The organism is Kosakonia sp. R1.Fl, assembly GCF_023516815.1.
GTDB lineage: Bacteria > Pseudomonadota > Gammaproteobacteria > Enterobacterales > Enterobacteriaceae > Kosakonia.
Genome location: NZ_JAMGSQ010000001.1, coordinates 3,640,739 through 3,665,547, shown reverse-complemented (window position 1 = coordinate 3,665,547; position 24,809 = coordinate 3,640,739). Strand labels below are relative to the sequence as shown.

Sequence of the window (24,809 nt, the reverse complement as noted above, 5' to 3'; positions counted from 1 at the left end):
CAGCGCTACGGCTCAGTTAACATATCGCTACCCTGGCGCTAACGCGCCGTTATTTTTATTCCTGGAATGCTATTTTGTCACAATCTTGCCCTTGCGGTAGCGCTCTGGAGTATAGCCTATGTTGCCAGCCTTATCTGTCTGGTGCGCAGCTTGCGCCGGATCCGTCACGCCTGATGCGATCGCGCTATACGGCTTTTGTGTTACATCAGTCAGAGTACCTGGTAAAAACCTGGCACCCATCTTGTGGCGCGGAGGCGTTCCGCCAGCAAATTGAAGCGGGTTTCGCGGCGACCACATGGCGCGGGCTGACGGTATTTGAGCACGCTTACGGCGAAAATGATAATGAAGGCTTCGTCAGCTTCGTGGCGCGGTTTAATGAGCACGGCAAAGACGGCGCAATTATCGAGCGTTCCCGATTCTTAAAGGAGAACGGCCAGTGGTACTATATCGACGGAACGCGGCCGCAATTTGGCCGTAACGATCCCTGCCCTTGCGGGTCAGGTAAAAAATTCAAAAAGTGCTGCGGACAATAAGCCTGCCAGCACCTTATAGCAAACACCATCAACAGGATTTACCCGGCAATGCATTCAACACAACGTAAAATTTTGCGCACCATTTGCCCAGACCAGAAAGGCCTCATCGCGCGAATCACCAATATTTGTTACAAGCACGAACTGAACATTGTGCAGAATAATGAATTTGTCGATCACCGCACCGGGCGTTTCTTTATGCGTACCGAGCTCGAAGGTATTTTTAACGACGCCACATTGCTTGCGGATCTCGATAGTGCGCTTCCGGAAGGTTCTGTACGCGAGCTGAATCCAGCCGGTCGTCGCCGCGTCGTCATTCTGGTCACCAAAGAGGCGCATTGCCTTGGCGATTTGCTGATGAAAGCAAATTATGGCGGACTGGATGTCGATATTGCCGCCGTGATTGGCAACCATGAAACGCTGCGTTCTCTGGTTGAGCGTTTTGATATTCCGTTTGAACTGGTTAGCCATGAAGGCCTGACGCGTGAAGCCCATGATCAGCAGATGGCGCAGGCCATTGAAGCGCACCAGCCTGATTACGTGGTACTGGCGAAATATATGCGCGTATTAACGCCAGAATTCGTGTCCCGCTTCCCGAATAAGATCATCAATATTCACCACTCGTTCCTGCCCGCTTTCATTGGCGCCCGCCCTTATCATCAGGCTTACGAGCGCGGCGTGAAGATCATCGGTGCCACCGCGCACTACGTAAATGACAATCTGGATGAAGGCCCAATCATTATGCAGGACGTGATTCATGTGGATCACACCTATACCGCCGAGGATATGATGCGCGCGGGTCGGGATGTCGAGAAGAACGTATTGAGCCGCGCGTTATATCAAGTGTTAGCACAACGCGTGTTCGTTTACGGCAATCGCACGATTATTCTTTAACCATTAATTTAATGCGTTGTTCGGCTTTGCATCGTTGCGGGCAAAAAGCAGACAACTGATTCATTTTTCTCGTTTCAACGCTTTACAGCGGCGCGTCATTTGATATGATGCGCCGCGCTTCCCGAGATGGAAGCAGGCCAGTAACAAATAGCTTTACCCAGTGGTGGGGTTCCCGAGCGATCATTAGGTAGCTGACTGCAAATATGCCGTCATCGACTTCGAAGGTTCGACTCGAGTGCCAGCGAGAGAACGTTGCCAGAGGCAACGGCCCGAAGGGTGAGGAGCGTTAGCTCCGAATAATCCTTCCCTTTCGCAACATCACAACAATGTAGTATCCCCGTGGTGGGGTTCCCGAGCGGCCAAAGGGAGCAGACTGTAAATCTGCCGTCATCGACTTCGAAGGTTCGAATCCTTCCCCCACCACCATTATTCATCACAGCGATGTGATAACACCGTTAAGTGGTTTTGATGCATGCACTTATCGGGAAGGGCGAGAACCTTCGATTAAGGTTCGACTCGAGCGAAAGCGAGAGAACGTTGCCAGAGGCAACGGCCCGAAGGGTGAGGAACGAAGTGACGAATAATACTTCCCTCACCACCATCTACATCTTGCATCGACAATTTGATTTTCCCCTGGTGGGGTTCCCGAGCGGCCAAAGGGAGCAGACTGTAAATCTGCCGTCATCGACTTCGAAGGTTCGAATCCTTCCCCCACCACCATCTCTTCAAATAAATCCTCAGTCTCAGCAATTGCGCCAATTCTTCATATTCTCCGTTTGGGGAAGGAGGAGAAGCTTCGATTAAGGTTCGACTCGAGCAACGCGAGAGAACGTTGCCGCAGGCAACGGCCCGGAGGGCGAGGAGCGCAAGCGACGAGTAATCCTTCCCCCACCACCATCTCTTCAAATAAATCCTCAGTCTCAGCAATTGCGTCAATTCTTCATATTCTCCGTTTGGGGAAGGACGAGAACCTTCGATTAAGGTTCGACTCGAGCAACGCGAGAGAACGTTGCCGCAGGCAACGGCCCGAAGGACGAGGAGCGCAAGCGACGAGTAATCCTTCCCCCACCACCATCTCTTCAAATAAATCCTCAGTCTCAGCAATTGCGCCAATTCTTCATACTCTCCGTTTGGGGAAGGATGAGAAGCTTCGATTAAGGTTCGACCCGAGCGCATACGAGAGAACGTTGCCGCACCGGGACACCTGACGCGCGTCTGGCGACCGGGCCTTACAGCGGCGGTAACCGCCGTTTAACCGGCGAGCTTTTCACTATCGACGTATTACACTGCGCATATTCGGCAATACCATCCAGCAACGTATCCAGTTGCTCAATCGAGCGCACCACCAGCCGCATAACAAAACAGTCTTCTCCTGTCACTTTGTCGCATTCGATGCATTCCGGCAGCGACTGGAGCATTTTATCCACCTTCTGCAACATGCCTGGCATCGGGCGAACACGCACCAGCGCCTGCAAGCGGTAATCCAGTGCGGTCAGGTTTACGCGCGCGCCATAGCCTTCAATCACGCCGCGCTCTTCCAGCCGTTTCACGCGCTCTGCCGTGCTCGGTGACGTCAGCCCTACTCTCGCACTTAACACCTTCAGTGACTGGCGGGCGTCCTCTGCCAGACAGGCCAGAATCGCTCTGTCGATATCGTCAATAAGGTAATCCATCATCTTTACCTAATTTTTAAAGGAATTAATAGCCATACACCTTACAACAACCATATAAAGCTGGTCGCCATTTTTTCACAATATGCCAACAACCTTCAGGAGATGAAAAATGAAAACTATCCCTAATGGCACCTGGCAGATGAGCCTGGCAATGCTAATTTCCGGGTCGATTGGCGCATTTGTGCTGCTTAGCGGTCTGCCGGTGATAGATGTCGTTTTCTGGCGCTGCCTGATAGGCGCCGGCGCACTATTTCTTTTTATCCGCTTTGGCCGCCAGCCGTTCGTGCGCCTTGCGTTCCCGGTATTACTGCTGGCGATAGCGAGCGGCATCGCGCTGGTGATTAACTGGCTGCTGCTGTTCGCCGCTTACAGCCGCATTTCAATAGGGCTGGCCACCGTGGTCTACAACACCCAGCCTTTTATGTTAGTGCTGATGAGTATGTTGCTCGGCGAGCGCGTTACGCTTACGAAGTGGGGATGGCTGCTGCTGGCGTTTTCCGGCGTTGTCCTCTTGTTGCTCAGTGAATTGCATCACCCGAACACCCAGTGGCTTACCGGCATTGCCATGGCGCTGGGTGCTGCCTTTTTCTATGCCGTCACCGCGTTAATCACCCGCCACCTGAAGCAACTTCCGCCACAGCATATCGCCCTGATTCAGGTATTAACCGGCACGGTGATGTTATTACCGCTGGTGCATCTGCCTGCGGCCGGCGGGACATTCCCGTGGGGTATTTTGTTAACGCTCGGCATTGTACATACCGGCGTGATGTACCAGTTGTTGTATAGCGCGATACAAAAGCTACCCACCCCGCTGATTGGCTCGCTGTCGTTTATCTATCCGCTGGTAGCGATTGTGGTGGATAACGCGCTGTTCGGGCATACATTAAGCGCGGTGCAAATGGCGGGTGGCGTGTTAATTCTGCTGGCAGCCGCAGGTAATAACCTTGGCTGGGGTGAGCGGAAAAGCGCGCCCGCGACAATGCCAACGCGACAGTAAAAAAAGCCCCGCGTTGCGGGGCTTTTTCTGATTAGCGACGGGCGCGAACAATCTGGTATTTGCGTGTCAGGTACTCCACCGGCGCGCTCCAGATATGCACCAGGCGGGAGAACGGGAACAGCACAAACAGCGTCATGCCCAGCACCAGATGCACACGGTAAATAAAGGCCACACCCTCAAGATACGCGGAAGCGCCAGGATGGAACGTCACGACCGACTGCGCCCAGCCAACCAGCTTCATCATTTCGCTGCCATCCATATGCTGAGCAGAGAACGGAATGGTCAGCAGCCCCAGCGCACACTGCACCATCAGCAGCGACATAATCAGGATATCCGCCGCAGTTGAGGTCGCACGAATACGCGGGTTGAATAAACGGCGTTTCAGCAGCAGCAAACCACCCACCAGACACAACACGCCGCTGGCACCACCGCCAATCATTGCCATCTTCTGTTTCACTTCAATCGGCAGGAAGGATTCATACATCCAGTGCGGTGTTAACATACCGAGGAAGTGACCGGCAAAGATCCCCAGAATACCGATATGGAACAGGTTCGAAGCCAGCGTCATCCCTTTACGATCCAGCATCTGGCTGGAGCCCGCCCGCCAGCTGTACTGACCATAGTCGTAGCGCAGCCAACTACCGAGCAGGAAAACGGCCCCGGCAATATACGGATAGATGTCAAAGAAGAACATATTAAGGAAGTGCATTAGCGCTCTCCTCCTGTTGTGATATTCAGATATTGCGGCGCAACGGCACCCGCAAAACGACGCTGATGCGCGGTGATATCAGAATCACCGCAGCCCTGTTCGGCGAAGAATTTCACCTGCTCTTCTTCCCACACAGCATCCAGCGCCTGCGGCGTATCATCGCGGGCTTCACCGGCAATTTTTTCCGCGACCTGCGCGCTATCCACCTGCGTATTCGCCAGCGATAACAGCGCGTCGAACAGCGTTGCATAATGGCTTTCGCGCTGCGCTAAACGCGCTTTTAACAGCGCGAGGATCGGCGCGATATCCTGCAAACCCCCGATAGCCTCAGCCAGGGGCAGCTGTGCCAGATATTCCAGATAGAGCGGCAAATGGTCCGGCAATTCACGGCTATCCAGTTGCAGGCCGTGGCGCTCATACTGCGCCAGCAGATCGACCATCGCCTGCCCGCGATCGCGGGATTCACCGTGGACGTGTTCGAACAGCAGCAGTGAGGTTGCGCGACCACGATCAAACAATTCGCTGTAGTTCGCCTGGGCGTCCAGCAGATCCTGAGACGTCAGATCCCGCAGGAAGACGCCAACCTGTTGAGCGTCGGCTTTGGTCAGGTTTTCACCCGACGCCAGCGCATCGAAAACTTCCTGCTGATGCTGCCATAAGGCAGCGTCCGGGTACTCGAGCAAACGGGAAATAACCACCAGTTCAATCATGGGTGCGGCTCCGTTTTCACTGTCACATCCACAGCGTCAATACGACGGCTGTTGAACAGGTTGAATTTGGTGTCCGAACCGTGGCAACCATCGCCGAAGCTAAAGCCACAACCGTTTTTCTCCGGGAAGGCTTCACGCGCCAGCTCACGGTGGCTCGACGGCACCACGAAACGATCTTCATAGTTAGCAATCGCGAGGTAACGGTACATCTCCTGCGCCTGGGCGGTTGTCAGGCCAACTTCTTCCAGCGCGCGGGTATCTTCAATGCCATCCACGGTTTCCGCACGTTTGAAGTGGCGCATTGCCAGCATACGTTTTAGCGCCAGCAGAACCGGACCGGTATCGCCTGCGGTCAGCAGGTTCGCCAGGTACTGCACCGGAATGCGCAGGCTTTCCACATCCGGCAAAATGCCGTTGCTGCCCAGCTCGCCCGCATCCGCAGCAGACTGGATCGGTGACAAAGGCGGCACGTACCAGACCATCGGCAACGTGCGGTATTCCGGATGCAGCGGCAGCGCCAGTTTCCAGTCCATCGCCATTTTGTAAACCGGCGATTTCTGCGCCGCGTCAATCACGCTCTGCGGCACGCCATCTTCCAGCGCCTGAGCAATCACCGCCGGGTCGTTTGGATCGAGGAACACATCCAGTTGACGCTGGTAGAGATCTTTTTCACTCTCGGTGCTGGCGGCATTTTCAATCGCGTCGGCGTCGTACAGCAGAACGCCGAGGTAACGAATACGGCCCACACAGGTTTCCGCGCAGACTGTCGGCATGCCCGCTTCAATGCGCGGATAGCAGAAGATGCACTTCTCGGATTTGCCGCTCTTCCAGTTGAAGTAGATTTTTTTGTACGGGCAGCCGGTTACGCACATGCGCCAGCCGCGGCATTTATCCTGATCGATCAGCACAATGCCGTCTTCTTCACGCTTGTAGATAGCACCGCTCGGGCAGGTCGCGACACAGGCCGGGTTCAGGCAGTGTTCGCACAGGCGCGGCAGATACATCATGAAGGTGTTTTCAAACTGGCCGTACATCGCCTTCTGCATGTTCTCGAAGTTCTGATCGCGGCTCAGCTTGTCGAACTCACCGCCCAAATCATCTTCCCAGTTCGGGCCTGCGGTGATTTTGTCCATCCGCTGACCGGTTATTACTGAACGCGGGCGGGCAATCGGCTGATGTTTGCCTTCCGGCGCGTTATGCAGGCGCTGGTAGTCAAAATCAAACGGCTCATAGTAATCATCGATTTCCGGCATGTGCGGGTTAGCGAAAATTTTACCCAGCAACATCGGACGGTTACCCATGCGCGGTTGCAGTTTGCCGTTGATTTTGCGGATCCAACCGCCCTTCCATTTTTCCTGGTTTTCCCAGTCGGTCGGGAAACCGGTGCCCGGTTTGGTTTCTACGTTGTTGAACCACGCGTACTCCATCCCTTCCCGGCTGGTCCAGACGTTTTTACAGGTCACTGAACAGGTATGACAGCCGATGCACTTATCGAGATTCAGCACCATGCCGACTTGTGAACGAATTTTCATTTTGCGCTCTCCTGTACCTGGTCATTGCCTTCGCCATCCAACCAGTTAATGTTCTTCATCTTACGCACCACCACGAACTCATCGCGGTTGGAACCGACCGTGCCGTAGTAGTTAAAGCCATAAGCCAGCTGGGCGTAGCCGCCGATCATATGGGTCGGTTTCGGGGTAATACGGGTAACGGAGTTGTGGATCCCGCCGCGCTGCCCGGTAATTTCTGACCCCGGCAGGTTCACAATACGTTCCTGCGCGTGGTACATCATGGTCATACCGGCCGGCACACGCTGGCTGACAACCGCACGAGCCGTCAACGCACCGTTAGCGTTAAAGACTTCGATCCAGTCGTTATCCTCAATGCCGATCTCTTTGGCATCTTTATCGCTCATCCACACCACCGGACCACCGCGCCCCAGCGTCAGCATCAGCAGGTTGTCGCTGTAGGTGGAGTGGATGCCCCATTTCTGGTGCGGCGTCAGGAAGTTCAGCGCTTTTTCCGGGTTACCGTTGGATTTCGTACCCATCACTTCTTTCACCGAATGGGTATCAATCGGCGGACGGTAAACCAGCAGGCTTTCGCCGAAGTCACGCATCCACTGATGATCCTGATACAACTGCTGACGACCAGAGAGAGTACGCCACGGAATCAGCTCATGGACGTTGGTGTAACCGGCGTTGTAGGAAACGTGCTCATCTTCAAGGCCAGACCAGGTAGGGCTAGAGATGATTTTGCGCGGCTGCGCCTGAATATCGCGGAAGCGAATTTTCTCTTCCTCTTTATTCGTGGCCAGATGCGTATGGTCGCGGCCGGTAAATTCACTCAGCGCCGCCCAGGCTTTCACCGCCACATGACCGTTAGTTTCCGGTGCCAGCGTGAGGATCATCTCTGCGGCATCAATGGCGGTATTGAGCATCGGCTGCCCTTTCGCCGGGCCGTCCGCTTTGGTGTAGTTCAGCTTACGCAGCAGATCCATTTCGCTCTGGGTATTCCAGGCGATGCCTTTACCACCGTTGCCGATTTTTTCCATCAGCGGGCCGATGGAGGTAAAGCGCTCGTAGATTGCCGGGTAGTCGCGTTCCACCGGAATAATGTGCGGTGCGGTTTTGCCCGGGATCAGGTCACATTCGCCCTTCTTCCAGTCTTTCACATCCAGCGGCTGCGCCAGTTCAGCAGCGGAGTCATGCTGAATTGGCAGCGTCACGACATCGGTCTCTTTGCCTAAATGTCCAACGCACAACGCGGAGAAGGATTTGGCGATACCTTTGTAGATTTCCCAGTCGCTTTTGGATTCCCATGCCGGGTCAACAGCGGCAGAAAGCGGATGAATAAATGGATGCATATCCGAGGTATTCATGTCGTCTTTTTCGTACCAGGTTGCGGTTGGCAGCACAATATCTGAGTAGAGACAGGTGCTGGACAGACGGAAATCGAGGGTGACCACCAGGTCCAGTTTGCCGTCGAGGCCGTTGTCATGCCATTCCACTTCTTCCGGTTTCACGCCGCCCTGTTTGCCCAGATCTTTGCCCTGAATACCGTGTTCGGTGCCCAGCAAGTACTTGAGCATAAACTCGTGACCCTTACCGGAAGAACCCAGCAGGTTGGAGCGCCAGATAAACAGGTTACGCGGGTGGTTTTTGCCGTTTTCCGGCTGTTCAGCTGCGAAACGCAGCGAACCGTCTTTCAGCGATTTAACGGTGTAATCGACCGCGCTCATGCCCGCTTTTTCCGCTTCAGCGGCGATACGCAGCGGGTTGGTGCCCAGTTGCGGCGCGGACGGCAGCCAGCCCATACGTTCAGCGCGCACGTTAAAGTCAATCAGATGGCCGGTATAGCGGGATTTATCCGCTAACGGCGACAGGAATTCCTGCGCAGTTACTGTTTCGTAACGCCACTGGCTGGAGTGGTTATAGAAATAGGAGGTGCTGTTCATGTGACGCGCCGGACGCTGCCAGTCGAGGGCAAATGCCAGCGGCTGCCAGCCGGTTTGCGGGCGCAGTTTTTCCTGACCAACATAGTGCGCCCAGCCGCCGCCGCTCTGTCCCACGCAACCGCAGAAGACCAGCATATTGATGATCCCACGGTAGTTCATATCGAGGTGATACCAGTGGTTCATCCCGGCACCGATGATAACCATAGAACGGCCATGCGTTTTATCGGCGTTATCGGCGAATTCACGGGCGATACGAATAATTTGCGCCTGTGAAACCCCGGTGACTTTCTCAGCCCAGGCCGGTGTGTAAGCTTTGACTTCGTCGTAACGAGTTGCGCAGTTTTCATCACCCAGACCGCGATCCAGGCCGTAGTTCGCCATGGTCAGGTCGTAAACGGTGGTCACCAGCGCGGTGGAACCGTCAGCTAATTGCAGGCGTTTAACCGGCAGTTTGTGCATCAGGATATTATCAAGTTCAACGCCAGCGAAATGCTCGGTGTTGTCGCCACCAAAGTACGGGAAGCCGACCTGCGCGATATCGTCTTGTTTACCCAGCAGGCTCAAGTTCAGCTCTACGTCCGCACCACTGCTGCCATCGCGCTGCTCAAGGTTCCACTTACCTTTTTCACCCCAGCGGAAACCGATGGAGCCATTCGGCGCGGTCAGGTTACCTTCGCTATCGAGGGCAACGGTTTTCCACTCCGGATTATTTTCCTGGCCCAGCGCATCCACCAGATCGGCGGCGCGCAGCATGCGGCCTGCCGCATAGTAACCGTCGCGCTCTTCGAGCATGACCAGCATCGGCATGTCGGTATAACGGCGAACATAATCGGTGAAGTACTGGCTTGGTTTATCGAGATGGAATTCACGCAGCATGACGTGGCCCATCGCCATTGCCATTGCCGCATCGGTGCCCTGCTTCGGCGCCAGCCACAAATCACACAGTTTGGCGATTTCGGCGTAGTCCGGCGTGACCGCAACGGTTTTGGTGCCTTTGTAGCGTACTTCGGTAAAGAAGTGCGCGTCCGGCGTACGGGTCTGCGGAACGTTAGAGCCCCAGGCGATGATGTAGCTGGAGTTGTACCAGTCGGCGGATTCCGGCACGTCGGTCTGCTCGCCCCAGGTTTGCGGAGAGGCAGGCGGTAAGTCGCAGTACCAGTCGTAGAAACTGAGACAGGTGCCGCCCAGCAGCGAGAGATAACGCGCGCCAGAAGCGTAAGACACCATCGACATCGCCGGGATCGGCGAGAAGCCTGCGACACGGTCCGGGCCGTACGTTTTCACGGTATAAACGTTCGAAGCCGCAATCAGTTCGTTCACTTCCTGCCAGGAGGAGCGCACAAAACCGCCGCGACCACGCGCCTGTTTAAAGCTCTTCGCTTTTTCCGCATCTTCGATGATGGAAGCCCAGGCATTAACCGGATCGCTGTGCTGCGCTTTCGCTTCTCGCCACAGTTTGATCAGGCGTTTACGCATCAGGGGGTATTTCAGGCGGTTCGCACTATAGAGGTACCAGGAGTAGCTGGCACCACGCGGGCAGCCACGCGGTTCGTGGTTCGGCATATCTGGACGGGTGCGCGGGTAGTCTGTCTGCTGGGTTTCCCAGGTGACCAGACCGTTCTTCACGAAGATCTGCCAGCTACACGAGCCCGTGCAGTTTACGCCATGGGTAGAACGCACGATTTTGTCGTGCTGCCAGCGGTTACGGTATCCGTCCTCCCAGTCCCGGTTGGTGTTTAAGAGCTGGCCGTGCCCATCGGCAAAGGTTTCGCCTTTCTGTTTGAAGTAGCGAAACCGGTCCAGGAATTTACTCATCGGGGGTTCTCCTGTTGGAGCCTGTCAGGCTCTCTTGGTAAATCGACATTGCTGCAATTGCGGCGAAGGTAACCCCCACAAAGACAAAGAGAATTGATGGTGATCAAGCTGCCAAAGCTTCGTTTCTGTGCCAAAAACACGGAGTACCCACAAAGAGTTAGGGTTTTCTATTTTTTAATCCATTGATAAATAATGGTTTTATATAAACTTGCAGCGGTGCAAGCAGATAATTCCGCGTTCCGGGGTATTAAGGGGTAGATGAACCTGCAAAGTGATGCCTGTCACAGAGGTTTCCGCAGCACGCCGCTGAGAAAATCTCAAAGTATGTTGTAACTAATGACGACATAAAAAAAGCGCGGCTTTCACCGCGCAAGGATAATCAACATTTACTGAGTGTTATTGTTTTTTACGCCCGTATATCACCCAGGTGATCACCACGCAGGCGATATAGAACACAAGGAACACTTTCATCGCGCCTGCCGGTGAGCCGGTTAACGCCAGTGAAGTGCCGAATGCTTTAGGAATAAAGAAACCGCCAATCGCGCCAATTGCCGAGATAAAACCCAGCGCTGCGGCTGTTTCGGTGGCGGCTTCACGCATTGCTTCGCTTTCACTGCCGCCGCGTTGTTGCACGCGTTCCATGGTTTTTTTGCGGAAAATCACCGAAATCATCTGGAACGTCGAGCCACTGCCCAGCCCGGCCGTCAGGAACAGCACGAGGAAGACGCAGAAGAATGCGGTGAAATTGCCGCCAGTGCCGCCGGATGGCAGGGTCAGGAACAGCAAGGCGCTGAAAATGGCCATCAGCACAAAGTTCACCAGCGTTACGCGAGTACCGCCGAGACGGTCAGAAATCGCGCCGCCTGCGGAGCGCGCCAGTGCGCCCACCAGCGGGCCGAAGAAGGCGAAATGCAGGATCTGCACTTCCGGGAACTGAGTTTTCGACAGCATCGCAAAACCGGCAGAAAAGCCAATAAATGAGCCGAACGTTGCCAGATACAGGAAGCTCATAATCCACAGGTGCGAACGTTTGAGCACCGGAAGTTGCGCGCTAAGCGAGGCTTTAGAGGTCGCCAGCTCATTCATACCGAACCAGGCTGCCAGGGTAAACACCGCCAGTAACGGTACCCATATCCAGGCGGCGTTTTCGAGGTATAACAACGAACCATCAGGTTGTGCGACACCGGTACCGCCAAAGGCGGCAAAAATGGAGAAAGAGACCGCCAGCGGTGCGATCAACTGCATCACGCTCACACCGAGGTTGCCAAAGCCACCGTTAATGCCGAGCGCGCCGCCCTGCTTCTGTTTCGGAAAAAAGAAGCTGATATTCGCCATGCTGGAAGCAAAGTTCGCACCAGCAAAACCGCACAGCAGCGAGATAATGATAAACGTGCTAAACGGCGTACTCAGATCCTGCACGGCAAAACCGAGCCACACACATGGAATGATTAAAATCCCGGTGCTGAAAGCTGTCCAGCGACGACCGCCGAACACCGGCACCATAAAAGAGTACGGTACGCGTAACAGTGCGCCGGACACCGATGGCAACGCTGTCAGCATAAAGAGTTGGTCAGTGGTAAACTGAAAACCCACTTTCGGGAGATTGACGGCGACTGCGCTAAAAAGCATCCAGACGCAGAAAGCCAGAAGAAGACAAGGCACGGAGATCCACAAGTTGCGGCTCGCAATCTTATTGCCCTGCTGTTGCCAGAATGCCGGTTCTTCAGGACGCCAGTCGGTAATAACCCGCGCTGACGAACTTTTTTCCGGGATGGTTGAGTGCTGCATATACACCTCTGCTGTTCGGTTTGATGCCTGCCACCTTAGTTTTTATAGCGGTAGTTAAGTTGATATAAATCAAAGGAAAAGCAGCCCATTTCACGAGCGAAAAATCACCATGCTCATTTATGAGTACCTTTTACCGGCAAAAAAGGTGTGGTTTTTCACGGTTCTGACCTTCCCTACTCAGATTGTTCCCACTCTTGTCGGCTCGCTGGCAATAAAGGAGTAATCCTTTAGAGGTATGGGTATACCCCAGGCGATGGCAGACAATAGCGCCATCCGCACTGCACGCGGCCGAGGAGCCTTAATCACCTATGCTAAAACGCCTTTTTTCACCGATCTCGCTGGTTAACCAACTGGCGTTGTTGATGCTGCTGTCGACCGCCATCGGCGTGACGGGCATGGCGATCTCCGGCTGGCTGGTACAAGGCGTTCAGGGCAGCGCACATGCGATCAACAAAGCCGGTTCACTGCGTATGCAGAGCTACCGCTTGTTGTCCGCCATTCCGCTGCATGAAGACGAGCAATATTTGCTCGACGAAATGGAGTACACCGCATTCAGCCCGGAGCTGGCGCAGGCGGCACAGCGCGACGGTCAACAAGCGCAGCTCGCGGCATTGCAAAACTACTGGCGCAGCGACGTCGTACCGGCGATAAAACAGGCGCAACAACCATCACAAGCGGCGGAAATTATTGCGATTTTCGTTGGGCGAATCGACCGGCTGGTTACCTCGTTTGACCGCAGTACCGAACACCGTATTGAACAAGTGGTGGTGATGCACCGGCTCATGGCGATAGTGATGGGCCTGTTATTGCTGTTTGCCGTGGTCTGGCTGCGGGCGCGTCTACTCCGTCCGTGGCAGCAATTACTGAGCATGGCGCGTGCGGTCAGCCAGCGTGATTTTACCCAGCGCGCACGCATCAGCGGGCGCAACGAGATGGCAACGCTTGGCGAGGCGTTAAATAACATGTCGGCCGAGCTGGGCGAGAGCTACGCGATACTGGAACGCCGGGTACAGGAGAAAACCGCCGGGCTTGAGCAAAAGAACCAGATCCTGTCGTTTTTATGGCAGGCTAACCACCGGCTGCATTCGCGTATCCCGATGTGCGAGCGCCTGTCACCGGTGTTGAACGGTTTGCAGAATTTAACCCTGCTGCATGATATTGAGCTGCGGGTGTACGATCTGGAAGATGAAGAAAATCATCAGGATTTTACCTGCCAGTCGGATGCGAGCTGCGATGACAAAGGCTGCCATTTATGTCCGCGCAACGGTATTCTCACCGAATCCAGCGGGTTTGGCACCACGTTGAAATGGCGTCTGGCGGATGCGCACATGCAGTATGGTTTGCTGCTGGCAACGCTGCCGCCGGGCCGCCATTTAAGCCATGACCAGCAGCAACTGGTCGACACGCTGGTGGAACAACTCACCGCGACGCTGGCACTCGATCGCCATCAGGACAGGCAGCAGCAGTTGATGGTCATGGAAGAGCGCGCCACCATCGCCCGCGAATTACACGACTCTATCGCGCAGTCCCTCTCCTGCATGAAGATGCAGGTGAGTTGCCTGCAAATGCAGGGCGACGCGCTGCCGGAAAACAGCCAGCAGTTGCTGGGGCAGATCCGCAACGAGTTGAATACCTCATGGGCGCAGTTGCGCGAGTTGCTGACCACGTTTCGTTTACAATTAACCGAACCAGGGCTGCGCCCGGCGCTGGAGTCCAGTTGCCAGGAGTACAGCGGTCGTTTCGGTTTCCAGGTACGTCTTGATTACCAGCTCCCGCCCCGACTGGTCCCGGCGCATCAGGCGATTCACCTGTTACAGATAGCCCGCGAGGCGTTGAGCAATGCATTAAAACACTCCGGCGCAACCGCGGTCAGCGTCGCAGTGCAACAGCAGGAAAACCGGGTAATATTGCGCATCACCGACAATGGTTGCGGCATCCCGGTCAATGCTGAAAGGACGAACCATTATGGATTGATAATTATGCGTGACCGCGCGCAAAGCCTGCGCGGCGATTGCCAGGTTCGCCCCGGAGCATCCGGCGGCACCGAGGTCGTCGTGACGTTTATTCCAGAGACGTTTCTCACATCCATGCAAGGAGATACCCATGAGTAATCAGGATCCGGCCACCATCCTCCTGATCGACGACCATCCAATGCTGCGAACCGGCGTGAAGCAGTTAATCAGCATGGCTCCCGACATCACCGTGGTCGGCGAAGCCAGTAACGGCGAGCAAGGCATTGAACTGGCGGAATCGCTGGACCCGGATTTGATTTTGCTGGATCTCAACATGCCAGGCATGAACGGGCTGGAAACGCTGGATAAACTGCGGGAAAAAACCCTGTCGGGTCGCGTTGTTGTCTTTAGCGTCTCCAACCATGAAGAAGACGTGGTGACCGCGTTAAAACGCGGCGCAGATGGCTACCTGCTGAAAGATATGGAGCCGGAAGATCTGCTGAAAGCGCTGCAACAAGCCGCGGCGGGCGAAATGGTGCTCAGCGAAGCGCTCACCCCGGTGCTGGCCGCCAGCCTGCGCGCCAACCGCGCCACCACTGACCGTGATATCACCCAGCTTACGCCACGCGAACGCGACATTCTCAAGCTGATTGCCCAGGGGCTGCCGAACAAAATGATTGCCCGCCGCCTGGATATCACCGAAAGCACGGTTAAAGTTCACGTCAAACACATGCTGAAGAAAATGAAACTGAAATCCCGCGTTGAAGCCGCCGTTTGGGTGCACCAGGAACGTATTTTCTGACAGGTTACGGGTCTGGCAGCGTCCAGCCCGTATTACTGTTTTCCGCTGGCGGGATCACCGGCTCCGTCAGCTTCAGTTCGATAGTGTTCGATTCAACGCGCTGCCCTTTATCGTCTTCCACCAGTGCCGACAACGTCCAGCGGTTGGTGGCACCTTCTGCGCTATCCCAGCGCGGCATAATCAGTGTCCAGCCATCGCTGCTGCGCCCATTGGCTGGCGGCGTGAGGCTTAACGCCTGCGTATCGCCCTGCCAGGTTATCGAACGTACACCGTGAGTGCTGTTAATTTGCAGTTTCAGCGCCACCGTCTCACCCGGCTGTAAATCCCACGGCGGCGTGGCAAGAAATACCGATAACGTTTTACGCTGACGATATTCGAAAACCGGTGCATTGTTGCGCGTCGGGCTGTCATAGCGGCTACCCCGCAGCGAACGGCTCTCTGCCACCTCGCTGGCAGAAAGCTGCTTCCACAGAGGTACACCAAAGCGATAATTCACTTTCAGCCCTAAATCGTTCTGACTAACCCCACTCTCCCCCTGGCGGTGTTCGGCGGTCAGCGTCACCAGCGGGACCGGCGTGTAATTCACCCCCAGCTTCACCGCCACCGGGTTGTGATAGCCGGTGCCGGTGTCAAACAGATCAACGCTGTTGCCGAAATATTGCTCGACGCTGACGCTGGTATTGAGTTGCTGATAAAACGGCAATCGCGCCTGCGCCGTAACATCGTAGCCCCGCGCCATACGCTGTTGCAGCGTGGCGGTCTGGTACTCCCAGCTGTTTACCGGCTGGTAGTAGTTTGCTGAAAAGCGTAAGTACTCGCCCCAGGCCTCAGCGCCCAGCCCGGCGCGACCAAGGTTGTCATCAAGCAGATTATCGTAAAAGGTGTTGTAGCCGAGCAGCCAGTCGCCGGCGATCCAGCGCTGACCGACGCCAACGTTTCCCACCAGCCCGGCATCCTGCTGCGTCAGTCCAAGCTGGCTCCAGCTGAGATAGCCATTATTATCCTGCAATGGCACAAACCAGTCGCCGTGGCTGCCGGTGAACCCGCCTTCATTATCCACTTTGAAATCCACGCTGGCGCTGCCCCACGGCGAAAGCCAGGACTCCACTTGCTGACTCACTTCATCACTGACGACATCGCGTAGTTGTCCGAAAGCAAACTGCCGCGCCTGCTCGCCGGTGGTCAGGCCGTTATCATTCATACTGGCTTCGCCGAACGCTTTCGCCATCTCGGCGAAATGCTTTTCCTGCGCACCATTTTCCGCAGCCATGCCAAGATCCGGCAAACCGTCGCCGTCATTATCGAAGGGGTTTTCTGCTTGCTGTACGAAGCTATTCTGCCGGGCACTGGCGACGCCGCTTATCAGTGACAGCATCAGAAGTGTAAGGAGAGGATAATTCATACCGTTAAGTTTAACGGTTTTGCCTGGGCTTTACAGCCGCAGACAAAATACCAGGAAAAACCTTATCCCGACGCTTCGCTGCAGCTACAGTTAATGCACCCCTTACCGGAGAGCTGACATGAACTCTAAGCATAAACTTTTGTGTAGTGCGATCCTGTTTTATGCCGCGCAGGCCAGCGCCAGCGAGCTGTTTACCCTGCAATCTTCCGCATTTGCCGATAACGCCTTAATGGAGAAAAAATTCGCCGGTAACGCCAGCAATAACCCGAACTGTACCGGCGAAAACCTGTCGCCATCGCTGGTGTGGAACAACCCACCGGCCAATACACAGAGTTACGCGCTGGTGGTACACGATCCCGAAGGCGCGACCGGGCTGGGCGTAACGCACCTTGTGGCTTATAACATCGCCCCGTCCAGCACGGGCTTTGCGCAAAACGATCTGCGCGATGGCAAAGGCTATACGGGCGGTAAGAACACGCCGGGCAATCTGCGCTGGCATGGCCCATGCCCTCCGCCAGGTAGCGGCGCGCATCATTACACCTTTACCCTCATCGCAACTTCGCTTAAACCAACACTGCCTGAAGGGCTGACGCGCGAAGAGTTATTCGCAAAACTGAAAGGTCACACCCTTGCCGCTACCGGGCTTATTGGTCGCTTTGGTCAGTAATTGTTATGACTGCCTTTCGCCCGTTGCCAGGCCGCAGTAGCATAAGCGCCACGAGTCCTGTTTATCGAAGGAGTAAAGATGCAAAAGATCGTGATTATCGCCAATGGCGCGGCGTACGGCAGTGAGTCGCTATTCAACAGCTTACGGCTGGCCATCGCGCTGCGTGAGCAGAGTAGCGACACTGAACTGCGGCTGTTTTTGATGTCCGATGCGGTAACCGCCGGGTTGCGCGGGCAAAAACCTGCCGAGGGCTACAACATCCAGCAGATGCTGGAGATTCTGACGGCGCAAAACGTACCGGTGAAACTGTGTAAAACCTGCACCGACGGGCGCGGCATTACCGCGTTGCCGCTGATTGACGGCGTGGAGATCGGCACGTTGGTGGAACTGGCGCAGTGGACGCTGGCGGCCGACAAAGTATTAACGTTTTAATATTGCGGCGAGTTTAATATTTTTTTCTTATGGGTGGCGTTACGTCATCAAGTTTGCCTGCTGTGTTGCCGATAGCCCTTTAAGACAACACAGCAGGTACTATAACTATGTTCAGATCGATTAAGTCCCGTATTATTGCAGCAACGGCGGGATGTCTCGCCGGCGCTTTGCTGCTTAACACCATCATTAACTATCAGGTAACCAGCCAACACAGCCAACAAACCCAGCAGGATATTCTCTCCAGCACCAGCGCCAGTCACAGTATTGCGATTGCCGACTGGGTCGCCAGCAAAATGAACATGATTGCCTCTTTGCAAAGCGTGGCGTTAACCGACGATCCCGTGCCGGTTTTCACGCAGATCGCGCGCGCCGGTGGGTTTATCAACGTTTATGTTGGTTACGCCACGAAAACGGCGAAATTCTCCGATCCGGGCGGCGTCCCGGCGGATTACGACCCGACAATCCGACCGTGGTATCAGCAAGTGGTAAAAGCCGACGCGCCTGTCGTTACTGCACCTTATGTTGACGCCAGCACCGGTGCGCTGGTGGTGACGTTCGCCGTCCCGGTCAAAGAGAACGGTACGTTAAAAGCCGTGGTTGCAGGCGATGTATCGATGGATAGCGTGGTGGCTAACGTGCGCGGTATCAGCCCAACACCGAACAGCACCGGCATGTTGCTGGCAAGCGATGGTTCGGTGATTGCCGCCGCCAACGACAAACTGACCATGAAACCCTTCAGTGAGGCGATTGGCGGGGTCAGCTTCGAACAGTTGCGGGCAGGAAAACGGGTGGCAGGTGTGTATGCCGGCGAAGATAAAGCGCTGCTGGCAACTCCGGTCAAAGGCACCAACTGGTTGCTGGCGGTAGCGCTTGATAGCGCTGACTCTACCGCAGGACTGCGCGCACAGCTTAAAGCCTCCGCGCTGTCGTTGATTGTGCTGGTGCTGATTGCAGGCGCAGTGATGCACTGGATTGTCTCCACCCTGCTTAAACGTCTGCTGACGGTGCGCGATGCGATGAACGCCATCAGCAGCGGCACCAACGATCTCTCGCAGCGCTTACCGGTGGATGGACATGACGAGGTTTCGCAAATAGCGCATGCCTTTAACGCCTTCAGCGACAAGCTTTCCGTAGTGATGGTTAAACTGCGCGATTCCAGCAATTCGGTACAAGTGGCCGCGCAACAGATTGCCGCCGGCAACCAGGATCTCTCCGGGCGAACCGAACAAGCGGCCTCCAGCCTGCGCGAAACGGCCAGTGCGGTCGAGCAAATCACGGCGTCGGTGGCGCAGTCTACCGACGCCGCAGCACAGGCCAACGATCAGGCGCATGTGGCTTCACAAGCGGCGTCGCGCGGCGGTCAGGTGGTGACGCAAGCGATCAATACGATGCAGTCGATTGAAGTGGCTTCGGCAAAAATTGGCGATATCACGAGCGTGATTGACGGTATTGCTTTCCAGACCAATATCCTGGCGCTCAACGCCTCGGTTGAAGCTGCCCGCGCGGGCGAACAAGGGCGCGGTTTCGCGGTCGTCGCAGGCGAAGTGCGCAATCTTGCCAGCCGAAGCGCACAAGCGGCGAAAGAGATCAAAACGCTGATCGACTCCACCACCGAAAGCGTGGCGACCGGTTCGCGCTTTGTCCGCCTCGCGGGCGACAGCATGACGGATATTGTCGCCAGCATCGATAGCGTGTCGGTGATCATGCGTGAAATCTCCGTCGCCACCAGCGAGCAGATGAAAGGTATTCAGGAAATTAACCATGCGGTGCTAGATCTTGACCGTATGGTGCAGCAAAACGCGGAACTGGTGGTTGAATCGACCGCCGCCGCTGGCGCGCTGCGCTCGCAGGCGACGGAGCTTGCTGAAACTGCCGGTCATTTCCGCATTTAATCTTTTATCGGCGCGTTTTAACCACGGTTTTACGCGCCGTCTTCTTCCCCTGCCGAATAATGTAATTTTTGTTTAATCGTTACGTCATTATTTGATCAAAATCAGCATTCGAACCCCCTCCGTTTGGTGTTATGCACTGAGTGAATTGTGAACAAAGTCACGCACGGGGATCCTTCCCGCACGGATCGCGTTGTTAAAAAACTACGGGGTTAAAAATGGCGGTGGTAAAAGCAAGTCTGAAGTTGTTTGGTGGGGATACAGTAGTTGTTCGTTGTTCCGAAAGTTGTCACATTCATTTGATGAGCGAGAAGAGCCGAACGCCGAACGCTCAAACGGATATTCTGAGTGTCCAGAATCGCGCAAGCGCCTATCTGGCTGTGCCGTACAGCGGCGTCTGGAGTGTGCTGATCGACAGCCACAGCCAGTCGCTGGAGCACTCCATCAGCTACGTCGCCGCTTAACGGTTGCGGTTAGCAGGCAAAACCAGGCTGCATCTCCGGGCCTGGTTTTTCTCCCTCCAGCAGCAAACGCACTTTCCCCACCAGATCGTTCAGACAATCATCCTGCATGCCGAGCTTCATCAGCTCCTGTTCCAGTGAAAAAAGATACTGCGCATTCGTGCCGAGCGGGCCGCTGGCGGCGGCAATCAGCGGGGCAATGGTCTGCGCACGCGTATCGGATTCATACAGCGGATGGCGCGGATCCATAATAAACACCAGCGCATTTACCGTGCGGCCATCATCAAGCGCCAGTTTGCACCAGCTTGGCATGTAACAGCCGGTGATCATTTCGCGTTTCCACAGCAGCGTCAGCTCATCATGCAGGGTGTCGTCGGATAAACGGTACGCCACGCCCGTGGTACGCCCGCCCTCTTTCAGCGCCAGCATGCGTCCAGGCTGGCAGGCGGTGCCGCGCCCGGCGGTTAAGCGCAGGCAAAACGCACGGTGCCACCCCGTCAGCGTGCCGGTGCAGGATTCGTCAAACTCCAGCGCCGGGTTCCACATCAGCGAACCATAACCAAAAATCCACACCGGGCCATCGTCTGGTCGACACGCCAGCGTCGCCGCCAGCGATGCCGCTCGCTGTTCCGCCGACCAAAGTAACGACTCGTCAATATCGCCGAATGCCGTTTTGCAATCTGCTGCTCGCAGAAAATCACGCGTTAACATCTTCTACCTCCGCCACTGCCTGCTTCCGTGCGACTGCTCAACTGCTGCCTTCCCGGCAAATGCTGCTTTAAGCGCAGCTTACTACGACCTTATGCAATTCACAGGCCGCTGGCAATAGCGTCAATCCATCGAATAGAGCTATAAATGGCGAAAAGTAATTATTTCAGCGCGTTACTTCTTTTTATGCCATTTGTCATCGTCACCTTTCTGGTAATCATTTTTTACCGCCGCCCAGGCCACGCGGTGCGCCGTCTCCTCGCGGCTCGTGTCACCCTTGCGATCCTCTTTGTCCTTATATTGCTCCCAGGCGCTGTTAAACGCCTCTTTATAAATTTCCTGCGCATGCGCTGGCAGGACATGTTGCACGCTCTCAGGCAGATCGGATTTCGCTTTATATGGCATTTCACGCTCCTTTTTGCTTAAAGAAATAAGCCTGGACGACAAACACCGGGTGCGCCAGCAGAGGGGACAAAATGCCAGACAGGAATATCTATCCCACTGTAAGATAAATACAAATTAAATGAGAGTGGATATTTTATTTAGTTGATAACAAAACGAAGCGCTGAGGGTAAAACTACGTAAAAACCCCCATCAAAACAGTGATTTTTGTTATTTTATGACCCGTTCTTTTTTTCTCTATAATTCGCAAACACCTGCACTGTGATGGAGCATCATAATGACAACAACGCACGAGGCGGTGAAAACCCGCCACAAGGAGACATCTCTTATTTTCCCGGTGCTGGCGCTGGCAGTGCTGCTTTTCTGGGGAGGTTCGCAGTCACTACCAGCGGTTATCGGCATTAATTTATTAGCACTGGTTGGTATCTTATCCAGCGCGTTTAGCGTGGTACGCCATGCCGACGTGCTTGCCCACCGGCTTGGCGAGCCCTATGGTTCACTGATCCTCAGCCTGTCGGTGGTTATCCTCGAAGTCAGCCTGATTTCCGCATTGATGGCAACGGGTGACGCCGCGCCGACGCTAATGCGTGACACGCTCTATTCCATCATCATGATTGTTACTGGCGGTCTGGTGGGCTTTTCACTGCTGCTGGGCGGGCGTAAGTTCGCCACGCAATATATGAATCTGTTTGGCATAAAACAGTATCTGATAGCGCTGTTTCCGCTGGCGATTATCGTGCTGGTGTTTCCGATGGCGCTGCCGCAGGCCAATTTTACCATTGGTCAGTCGCTGCTGGTGGCGTTGATTTCAGCGGCTATGTACGGCGTATTTTTGCTTATCCAGACCAAAACGCACCAGAGCTTGTTCGTTTATGAACATGAAGACGAAAGTGATGATGACGATCCGCACCACGGCAAACCGTCCGCGCACGGTAATCTGTGGCACACGCTGTGGCTGATTATCCATCTGGTTGCGGTCATTGCCGTGACGAAAATGAATGCGACGCCGCTCGAAGCGCTGCTGACAGAAATGAATGCGCCGGTGGCATTTACCGGCTTCCTGGTGGCGCTGCTGATCCTCTCGCCGGAAGGTTTAGGGGCGTTAAAAGCGGTGCTGAATAATCAGGTACAGCGCGCCATGAACCTGTTCTTTGGCTCGGTACTGGCAACGATTTCCCTTACCGTCCCGGTTGTAACGCTGATTGCGTGGCTAACCGGTAATGACCTGGTGTTCGGCCTTGGCGCGCCGGAAATGATTGTCATGGTCGCCTCACTGCTGCTGTGCCAAATCTCGTTCTCTACCGGGCGAACCAATGTGCTTAATGGCGCGGCGCACCTGGCGCTGTTCGCCGCCTATCTGATGACAATATTTGCCTGACAGGCAGGAACAAAAAACCCCGCATTCGCGGGGTTTTTTATGCTTACTCGGTATCGAGTTCGTCGAAGCTTTTCACCAGATCGTCAATCGCTTTGATCTGTTTTAAGAACGGCTCCAGTTTATCCAGCGGCAGCGCGGACGGGCCGTCACATTTGGCGTTATCCGGATCCGGGTGCGCTTCAATAAACAGCCCTGCCAGGCCGGTTGCCATGCCCGCGCGCGCCAGTTCGGTAACCTGAGCACGACGACCGCCAGACGCCGCGCCGAACGGGTCGCGGCACTGCAACGCATGGGTGACATCGAAAATCACCGGTGAGTTGTTGGAGACTTTCTTCATCACGCCGAAGCCCAGCATGTCGACCACCAGGTTGTCATAGCCGAAGTTCGCGCCGCGATCGCAGAGGATCACTTTATCGTTGCCGCCTTCGTGGAATTTATCGACGATGTTGCCCATCTGACCGGGGCTGACAAACTGCGGTTTTTTCACGTTGATGACCGCGCCCGTTTTCGCCATCGCTTCAACCAGATCGGTCTGACGCGCGAGGAACGCAGGAAGCTGGATCACATCCACCACATCAGCCACCGGCTGCGCCTGCGACGCTTCATGCACGTCGGTGATCACTTTCACGCCAAAGGTCTGTTTCAGTTCCTGAAAGATTTTCATCCCCTCTTCCAGACCCGGCCCACGGTAGGACTTGATGGAAGAACGGTTGGCTTTATCAAAAGAGGCTTTGAACACGTACGGGATACCCAGTTTCTGGGTCACGGTGACATAGTGTTCGCAAATGCGCATTGCCAAGTCGCGGGATTCCAGCACGTTCATACCACCAAACAGTACAAACGGCAGGTCGTTCGCGACGTTAATGTCGCCAATGCTGACCACTTTTTGTTTCATAAAATCGCCTTATCGAGTGTGAATCGGAACAAATCTTTAATGCAGGGTAATCTGCTTGTGTGCAATCGAATTGATTTGCGCGCGGATCATTTCACTTATCGGATCCTCAGGACACTGCTCTACAAAGTAGTTCAAATCATTCAGCGCCACATGGTCACAATCCAGTTGCGCATAAATCAGACCGCGATCGCGGATTTCATACGGATCTTCGGGATTGAACTGCAACAGCGCTTCACTGGCGCGCAACGCCAGTTCCATCTGCTGCTCTTCCATCAGCGCCGACTTCAATGTATCCAGTAATTTGCGGATCACTTCGGCGTTGTCGGCCTCATCGAGATCTTCGTTAAACAGCTCGGCCACCGGGCTGATATTGCCTTTCAGCCACACTTCCAGCGTGTGTTCGTCCAGCGTGTCGCCGTTAAACGGGTTGATCAGCCACATTTCGCCATCCAGCCATTCGGCGCGCAGGATGAGCTGAGTCGGGAAAATCACCGGCGTCAGGGGAATATCCAGCTGACCGGCGACCCACAGTAAAATCGCGCCCAGCGATACCGCGCTACCCTGACGGTTTTGCAGCACTTTATCCAGCCACAGCGCGTCAGATAAACGGTACACGCCGCGCGTATCTTTAAAACCCCATTCGCCGTAAAACAGCTCAACGAGTTTTTCCAGTTGCCAGTCCTGAGGCTTTGCCTGGCCTATCTCCTCACGTGCCAGACTGAGCAACCGCTCCAGTTCGTCTTGCACATATTGCGAAGGAAAGTCATCGCGAATCAGCTCGGAAACAAGGATCATCCCGTCGCATAACGGCGCTTTGTTAAATTCGAAATCAGCTAACGATCTCATGTCTTACCCCAGTATCGGTACTTTTGTGGCGGCGAGTTTAATGATGATGTACAGCACCACCAGCCCCAGCAAGAAAGCGATAAAACCTGTTTGCTGGCTGCGCGGACGATGTCGCCCCAGCGCAATAAAACCCAAAACGATGTAGATGATAACGCCAAACAGCTTTTCAGTCAGCCATGCGCCTTTAACCGTAAATGGCAAATAGCCTGTCACCCACATCAAACCCGCGCCGCTCAGCAGCAGCACGGTATCCACCGTGTGCGGCACCACCCGCACCCAGCGGGCGTTAATACGCGGATCGCCCGACCAACGCCACCAGTAGCGTAAAACAAACAGGCTAACGGTGAGTGCCACAGAGGTCAAATGCAATATAATCAGCAGCTTAAAAGCATTCATTGCCCG

At 54.9% G+C, this 24,809-nt stretch carries 22 protein-coding genes, 2 tRNA genes and 4 other RNA genes; 16 read left to right on the top strand and 12 right to left on the bottom strand.

Going from position 1 to position 24,809, the window contains the following annotated elements:
- Positions 1-74 precede the first annotated feature (74 nt).
- The 8 genes from M8Q36_RS17370 to M8Q36_RS17335 all read left to right on the top strand — a co-directional run bounded on the left by M8Q36_RS17370 (position 75) and on the right by M8Q36_RS17335 (position 2,498).
- A complete protein-coding gene (locus M8Q36_RS17370) occupies positions 75-533 on the top strand; it encodes a YchJ family protein (RefSeq protein ID WP_071925192.1) in 459 nt (152 codons plus the stop codon).
- Positions 534-581: 48 nt separating this feature from the next.
- Positions 582-1,424, top strand: coding sequence for a formyltetrahydrofolate deformylase (gene purU / locus M8Q36_RS17365; protein ID WP_016495830.1), 843 nt, complete (start codon positions 582-584; stop codon positions 1,422-1,424).
- Between the two features lie 194 nt (positions 1,425-1,618).
- A non-coding RNA gene (locus M8Q36_RS17360) (RtT sRNA) lies at positions 1,619-1,735 on the top strand.
- Positions 1,736-1,765: 30 nt separating this feature from the next.
- Positions 1,766-1,850 (top strand) — tRNA-Tyr (locus M8Q36_RS17355).
- Between the two features lie 43 nt (positions 1,851-1,893).
- Positions 1,894-2,025: non-coding RNA, RtT sRNA (locus M8Q36_RS17350), on the top strand.
- A gap of 34 nt (positions 2,026-2,059) precedes the next feature.
- Positions 2,060-2,144, top strand: a tRNA-Tyr gene (locus M8Q36_RS17345).
- A 45-nt stretch (positions 2,145-2,189) separates the two neighbouring features.
- A non-coding RNA gene (locus M8Q36_RS17340) (RtT sRNA) lies at positions 2,190-2,321 on the top strand.
- A 45-nt stretch (positions 2,322-2,366) separates the two neighbouring features.
- Positions 2,367-2,498, top strand: a non-coding RNA gene (locus tag M8Q36_RS17335) — RtT sRNA.
- Between the two features lie 155 nt (positions 2,499-2,653).
- Here the strand turns inward: M8Q36_RS17335 and M8Q36_RS17330 are convergent.
- Entirely contained in the window at positions 2,654-3,097 is a 444-nt protein-coding gene (locus M8Q36_RS17330) for an Lrp/AsnC family transcriptional regulator (protein WP_249882798.1), read from the bottom strand.
- A 109-nt stretch (positions 3,098-3,206) separates the two neighbouring features.
- On the opposite strand from M8Q36_RS17330, the gene M8Q36_RS17325 reads away from it, so the two are divergent.
- Entirely contained in the window at positions 3,207-4,094 is an 888-nt protein-coding gene (locus tag M8Q36_RS17325) for a DMT family transporter (protein ID WP_249881718.1), read from the top strand.
- Between the two features lie 31 nt (positions 4,095-4,125).
- Here the strand turns inward: M8Q36_RS17325 and narI are convergent, their stop codons facing one another.
- The 5 genes from narI to M8Q36_RS17300 all read right to left on the bottom strand — a co-directional run bounded on the left by narI (position 4,126) and on the right by M8Q36_RS17300 (position 12,573).
- Positions 4,126-4,803, bottom strand: a complete 678-nt coding sequence (gene narI / locus M8Q36_RS17320; RefSeq protein ID WP_249881717.1) for a respiratory nitrate reductase subunit gamma — start codon at positions 4,801-4,803, stop codon at positions 4,126-4,128.
- Positions 4,803-5,513 (bottom strand): nitrate reductase molybdenum cofactor assembly chaperone, encoded by a 711-nt coding sequence (gene narJ, locus M8Q36_RS17315; protein WP_249881716.1) that lies wholly within the window; start codon positions 5,511-5,513, stop codon positions 4,803-4,805. The genes narI and narJ overlap by 1 nt, the downstream gene beginning before the upstream one ends.
- Positions 5,510-7,045, bottom strand: a complete 1,536-nt coding sequence (narH, locus tag M8Q36_RS17310) for a nitrate reductase subunit beta (protein WP_249881715.1) — start codon at positions 7,043-7,045, stop codon at positions 5,510-5,512. Before narH ends, narJ begins: the two co-directional genes overlap by 4 nt.
- Positions 7,042-10,785 (bottom strand): nitrate reductase subunit alpha, encoded by a 3,744-nt coding sequence (locus M8Q36_RS17305; protein ID WP_249881714.1) that lies wholly within the window; start codon positions 10,783-10,785, stop codon positions 7,042-7,044. Before M8Q36_RS17305 ends, narH begins: the two co-directional genes overlap by 4 nt.
- Positions 10,786-11,181: 396 nt before the next feature.
- The gene (locus M8Q36_RS17300; RefSeq protein WP_249881713.1) at positions 11,182-12,573 is read right to left on the bottom strand and encodes a NarK family nitrate/nitrite MFS transporter; all 1,392 of its coding nucleotides are present in this window, start codon (positions 12,571-12,573) and stop codon (positions 11,182-11,184) included.
- A 308-nt stretch (positions 12,574-12,881) separates the two neighbouring features.
- On the opposite strand from M8Q36_RS17300, the gene narX reads away from it, so the two are divergent.
- Positions 12,882-14,684: a nitrate/nitrite two-component system sensor histidine kinase NarX gene (gene narX / locus M8Q36_RS17295; protein ID WP_249881712.1), complete on the top strand. Its 1,803-nt coding sequence runs from the start codon at positions 12,882-12,884 to the stop codon at positions 14,682-14,684.
- Positions 14,677-15,327, top strand: coding sequence for a two-component system response regulator NarL (gene narL / locus M8Q36_RS17290; protein ID WP_016495820.1), 651 nt, complete (start codon positions 14,677-14,679; stop codon positions 15,325-15,327). The genes narX and narL overlap by 8 nt, the downstream gene beginning before the upstream one ends.
- Before the next feature lie 4 nt (positions 15,328-15,331).
- Here the strand turns inward: narL and M8Q36_RS17285 are convergent, their stop codons facing one another.
- Positions 15,332-16,702, bottom strand: a complete 1,371-nt coding sequence (locus tag M8Q36_RS17285; protein ID WP_249882797.1) for a YchO/YchP family invasin — start codon at positions 16,700-16,702, stop codon at positions 15,332-15,334.
- A gap of 145 nt (positions 16,703-16,847) precedes the next feature.
- On the opposite strand from M8Q36_RS17285, the gene M8Q36_RS17280 reads away from it, so the two are divergent.
- The 4 genes from M8Q36_RS17280 (at position 16,848) to M8Q36_RS17265 (ending at position 20,181) form a co-directional block, all read left to right on the top strand.
- The gene (locus M8Q36_RS17280) at positions 16,848-17,396 is read left to right on the top strand and encodes a YbhB/YbcL family Raf kinase inhibitor-like protein (protein WP_249881711.1); all 549 of its coding nucleotides are present in this window, start codon (positions 16,848-16,850) and stop codon (positions 17,394-17,396) included.
- A 78-nt stretch (positions 17,397-17,474) separates the two neighbouring features.
- Positions 17,475-17,828, top strand: coding sequence for a DsrE/DsrF/TusD sulfur relay family protein (locus M8Q36_RS17275; protein ID WP_016495817.1), 354 nt, complete (start codon positions 17,475-17,477; stop codon positions 17,826-17,828).
- Between the two features lie 107 nt (positions 17,829-17,935).
- Entirely contained in the window at positions 17,936-19,720 is a 1,785-nt protein-coding gene (locus M8Q36_RS17270; RefSeq protein ID WP_249881710.1) for a methyl-accepting chemotaxis protein, read from the top strand.
- A gap of 215 nt (positions 19,721-19,935) precedes the next feature.
- The gene (locus M8Q36_RS17265; RefSeq protein WP_016495815.1) at positions 19,936-20,181 is read left to right on the top strand and encodes a DUF1883 domain-containing protein; all 246 of its coding nucleotides are present in this window, start codon (positions 19,936-19,938) and stop codon (positions 20,179-20,181) included.
- A gap of 9 nt (positions 20,182-20,190) precedes the next feature.
- Here M8Q36_RS17265 and M8Q36_RS17260 read toward each other — a convergent pair whose 3' ends face one another.
- Both M8Q36_RS17260 and chaB read right to left on the bottom strand, forming a co-directional pair.
- The gene (locus M8Q36_RS17260; RefSeq protein WP_249881709.1) at positions 20,191-20,889 is read right to left on the bottom strand and encodes a gamma-glutamylcyclotransferase; all 699 of its coding nucleotides are present in this window, start codon (positions 20,887-20,889) and stop codon (positions 20,191-20,193) included.
- A 171-nt stretch (positions 20,890-21,060) separates the two neighbouring features.
- A complete protein-coding gene (gene chaB, locus M8Q36_RS17255) occupies positions 21,061-21,291 on the bottom strand; it encodes a putative cation transport regulator ChaB (RefSeq protein WP_249881708.1) in 231 nt (76 codons plus the stop codon).
- A 274-nt stretch (positions 21,292-21,565) separates the two neighbouring features.
- Between chaB and chaA the strand changes: the two genes are divergently transcribed.
- Positions 21,566-22,666 carry a sodium-potassium/proton antiporter ChaA gene (chaA, locus tag M8Q36_RS17250; RefSeq protein WP_249881707.1) on the top strand — a complete coding sequence of 367 codons (1,101 nt, stop codon included), beginning with the start codon at positions 21,566-21,568 and terminating at the stop codon, positions 22,664-22,666.
- A 43-nt stretch (positions 22,667-22,709) separates the two neighbouring features.
- On the opposite strand, the gene kdsA is transcribed toward chaA, so the two are convergent.
- Genes kdsA through sirB2 form a run of 3 tightly spaced genes read right to left on the bottom strand, consistent with a single transcriptional unit; the run spans position 22,710 to position 24,803 of the window.
- Positions 22,710-23,561, bottom strand: coding sequence for a 3-deoxy-8-phosphooctulonate synthase (gene kdsA, locus M8Q36_RS17245; RefSeq protein ID WP_016495811.1), 852 nt, complete (start codon positions 23,559-23,561; stop codon positions 22,710-22,712).
- Between the two features lie 36 nt (positions 23,562-23,597).
- Positions 23,598-24,407 (bottom strand): invasion regulator SirB1, encoded by an 810-nt coding sequence (gene sirB1, locus M8Q36_RS17240; protein ID WP_016495810.1) that lies wholly within the window; start codon positions 24,405-24,407, stop codon positions 23,598-23,600.
- A gap of 3 nt (positions 24,408-24,410) precedes the next feature.
- Positions 24,411-24,803 carry an invasion regulator SirB2 gene (sirB2, locus tag M8Q36_RS17235; RefSeq protein WP_249881706.1) on the bottom strand — a complete coding sequence of 131 codons (393 nt, stop codon included), beginning with the start codon at positions 24,801-24,803 and terminating at the stop codon, positions 24,411-24,413.
- Positions 24,804-24,809: the final 6 nt, after the last annotated feature.

Coding starts and splice junctions, on each gene's coding strand:
- chaA (WP_249881707.1), top strand. CDS start 21,566: ATGACAACAACGCACGAGGCGGTGAAAACCCGCCACAAGGAGACATCT.
- narJ (WP_249881716.1), bottom strand. CDS start 5,513: ATGATTGAACTGGTGGTTATTTCCCGTTTGCTCGAGTACCCGGACGCT.
- kdsA (WP_016495811.1), bottom strand. CDS start 23,561: ATGAAACAAAAAGTGGTCAGCATTGGCGACATTAACGTCGCGAACGAC.
- M8Q36_RS17265 (WP_016495815.1), top strand. CDS start 19,936: ATGGCGGTGGTAAAAGCAAGTCTGAAGTTGTTTGGTGGGGATACAGTA.
- chaB (WP_249881708.1), bottom strand. CDS start 21,291: ATGCCATATAAAGCGAAATCCGATCTGCCTGAGAGCGTGCAACATGTC.
- purU (WP_016495830.1), top strand. CDS start 582: ATGCATTCAACACAACGTAAAATTTTGCGCACCATTTGCCCAGACCAG.
- M8Q36_RS17330 (WP_249882798.1), bottom strand. CDS start 3,097: ATGGATTACCTTATTGACGATATCGACAGAGCGATTCTGGCCTGTCTG.
- M8Q36_RS17305 (WP_249881714.1), bottom strand. CDS start 10,785: ATGAGTAAATTCCTGGACCGGTTTCGCTACTTCAAACAGAAAGGCGAA.
- M8Q36_RS17260 (WP_249881709.1), bottom strand. CDS start 20,889: ATGTTAACGCGTGATTTTCTGCGAGCAGCAGATTGCAAAACGGCATTC.
- sirB2 (WP_249881706.1), bottom strand. CDS start 24,803: ATGAATGCTTTTAAGCTGCTGATTATATTGCATTTGACCTCTGTGGCA.
- M8Q36_RS17325 (WP_249881718.1), top strand. CDS start 3,207: ATGAAAACTATCCCTAATGGCACCTGGCAGATGAGCCTGGCAATGCTA.
- sirB1 (WP_016495810.1), bottom strand. CDS start 24,407: ATGAGATCGTTAGCTGATTTCGAATTTAACAAAGCGCCGTTATGCGAC.
- narI (WP_249881717.1), bottom strand. CDS start 4,803: ATGCACTTCCTTAATATGTTCTTCTTTGACATCTATCCGTATATTGCC.
- M8Q36_RS17280 (WP_249881711.1), top strand. CDS start 16,848: ATGAACTCTAAGCATAAACTTTTGTGTAGTGCGATCCTGTTTTATGCC.
- M8Q36_RS17270 (WP_249881710.1), top strand. CDS start 17,936: ATGTTCAGATCGATTAAGTCCCGTATTATTGCAGCAACGGCGGGATGT.
- M8Q36_RS17285 (WP_249882797.1), bottom strand. CDS start 16,702: ATGCTGTCACTGATAAGCGGCGTCGCCAGTGCCCGGCAGAATAGCTTC.
- M8Q36_RS17275 (WP_016495817.1), top strand. CDS start 17,475: ATGCAAAAGATCGTGATTATCGCCAATGGCGCGGCGTACGGCAGTGAG.
- narL (WP_016495820.1), top strand. CDS start 14,677: ATGAGTAATCAGGATCCGGCCACCATCCTCCTGATCGACGACCATCCA.
- narH (WP_249881715.1), bottom strand. CDS start 7,045: ATGAAAATTCGTTCACAAGTCGGCATGGTGCTGAATCTCGATAAGTGC.
- narX (WP_249881712.1), top strand. CDS start 12,882: ATGCTAAAACGCCTTTTTTCACCGATCTCGCTGGTTAACCAACTGGCG.
- M8Q36_RS17300 (WP_249881713.1), bottom strand. CDS start 12,573: ATGCAGCACTCAACCATCCCGGAAAAAAGTTCGTCAGCGCGGGTTATT.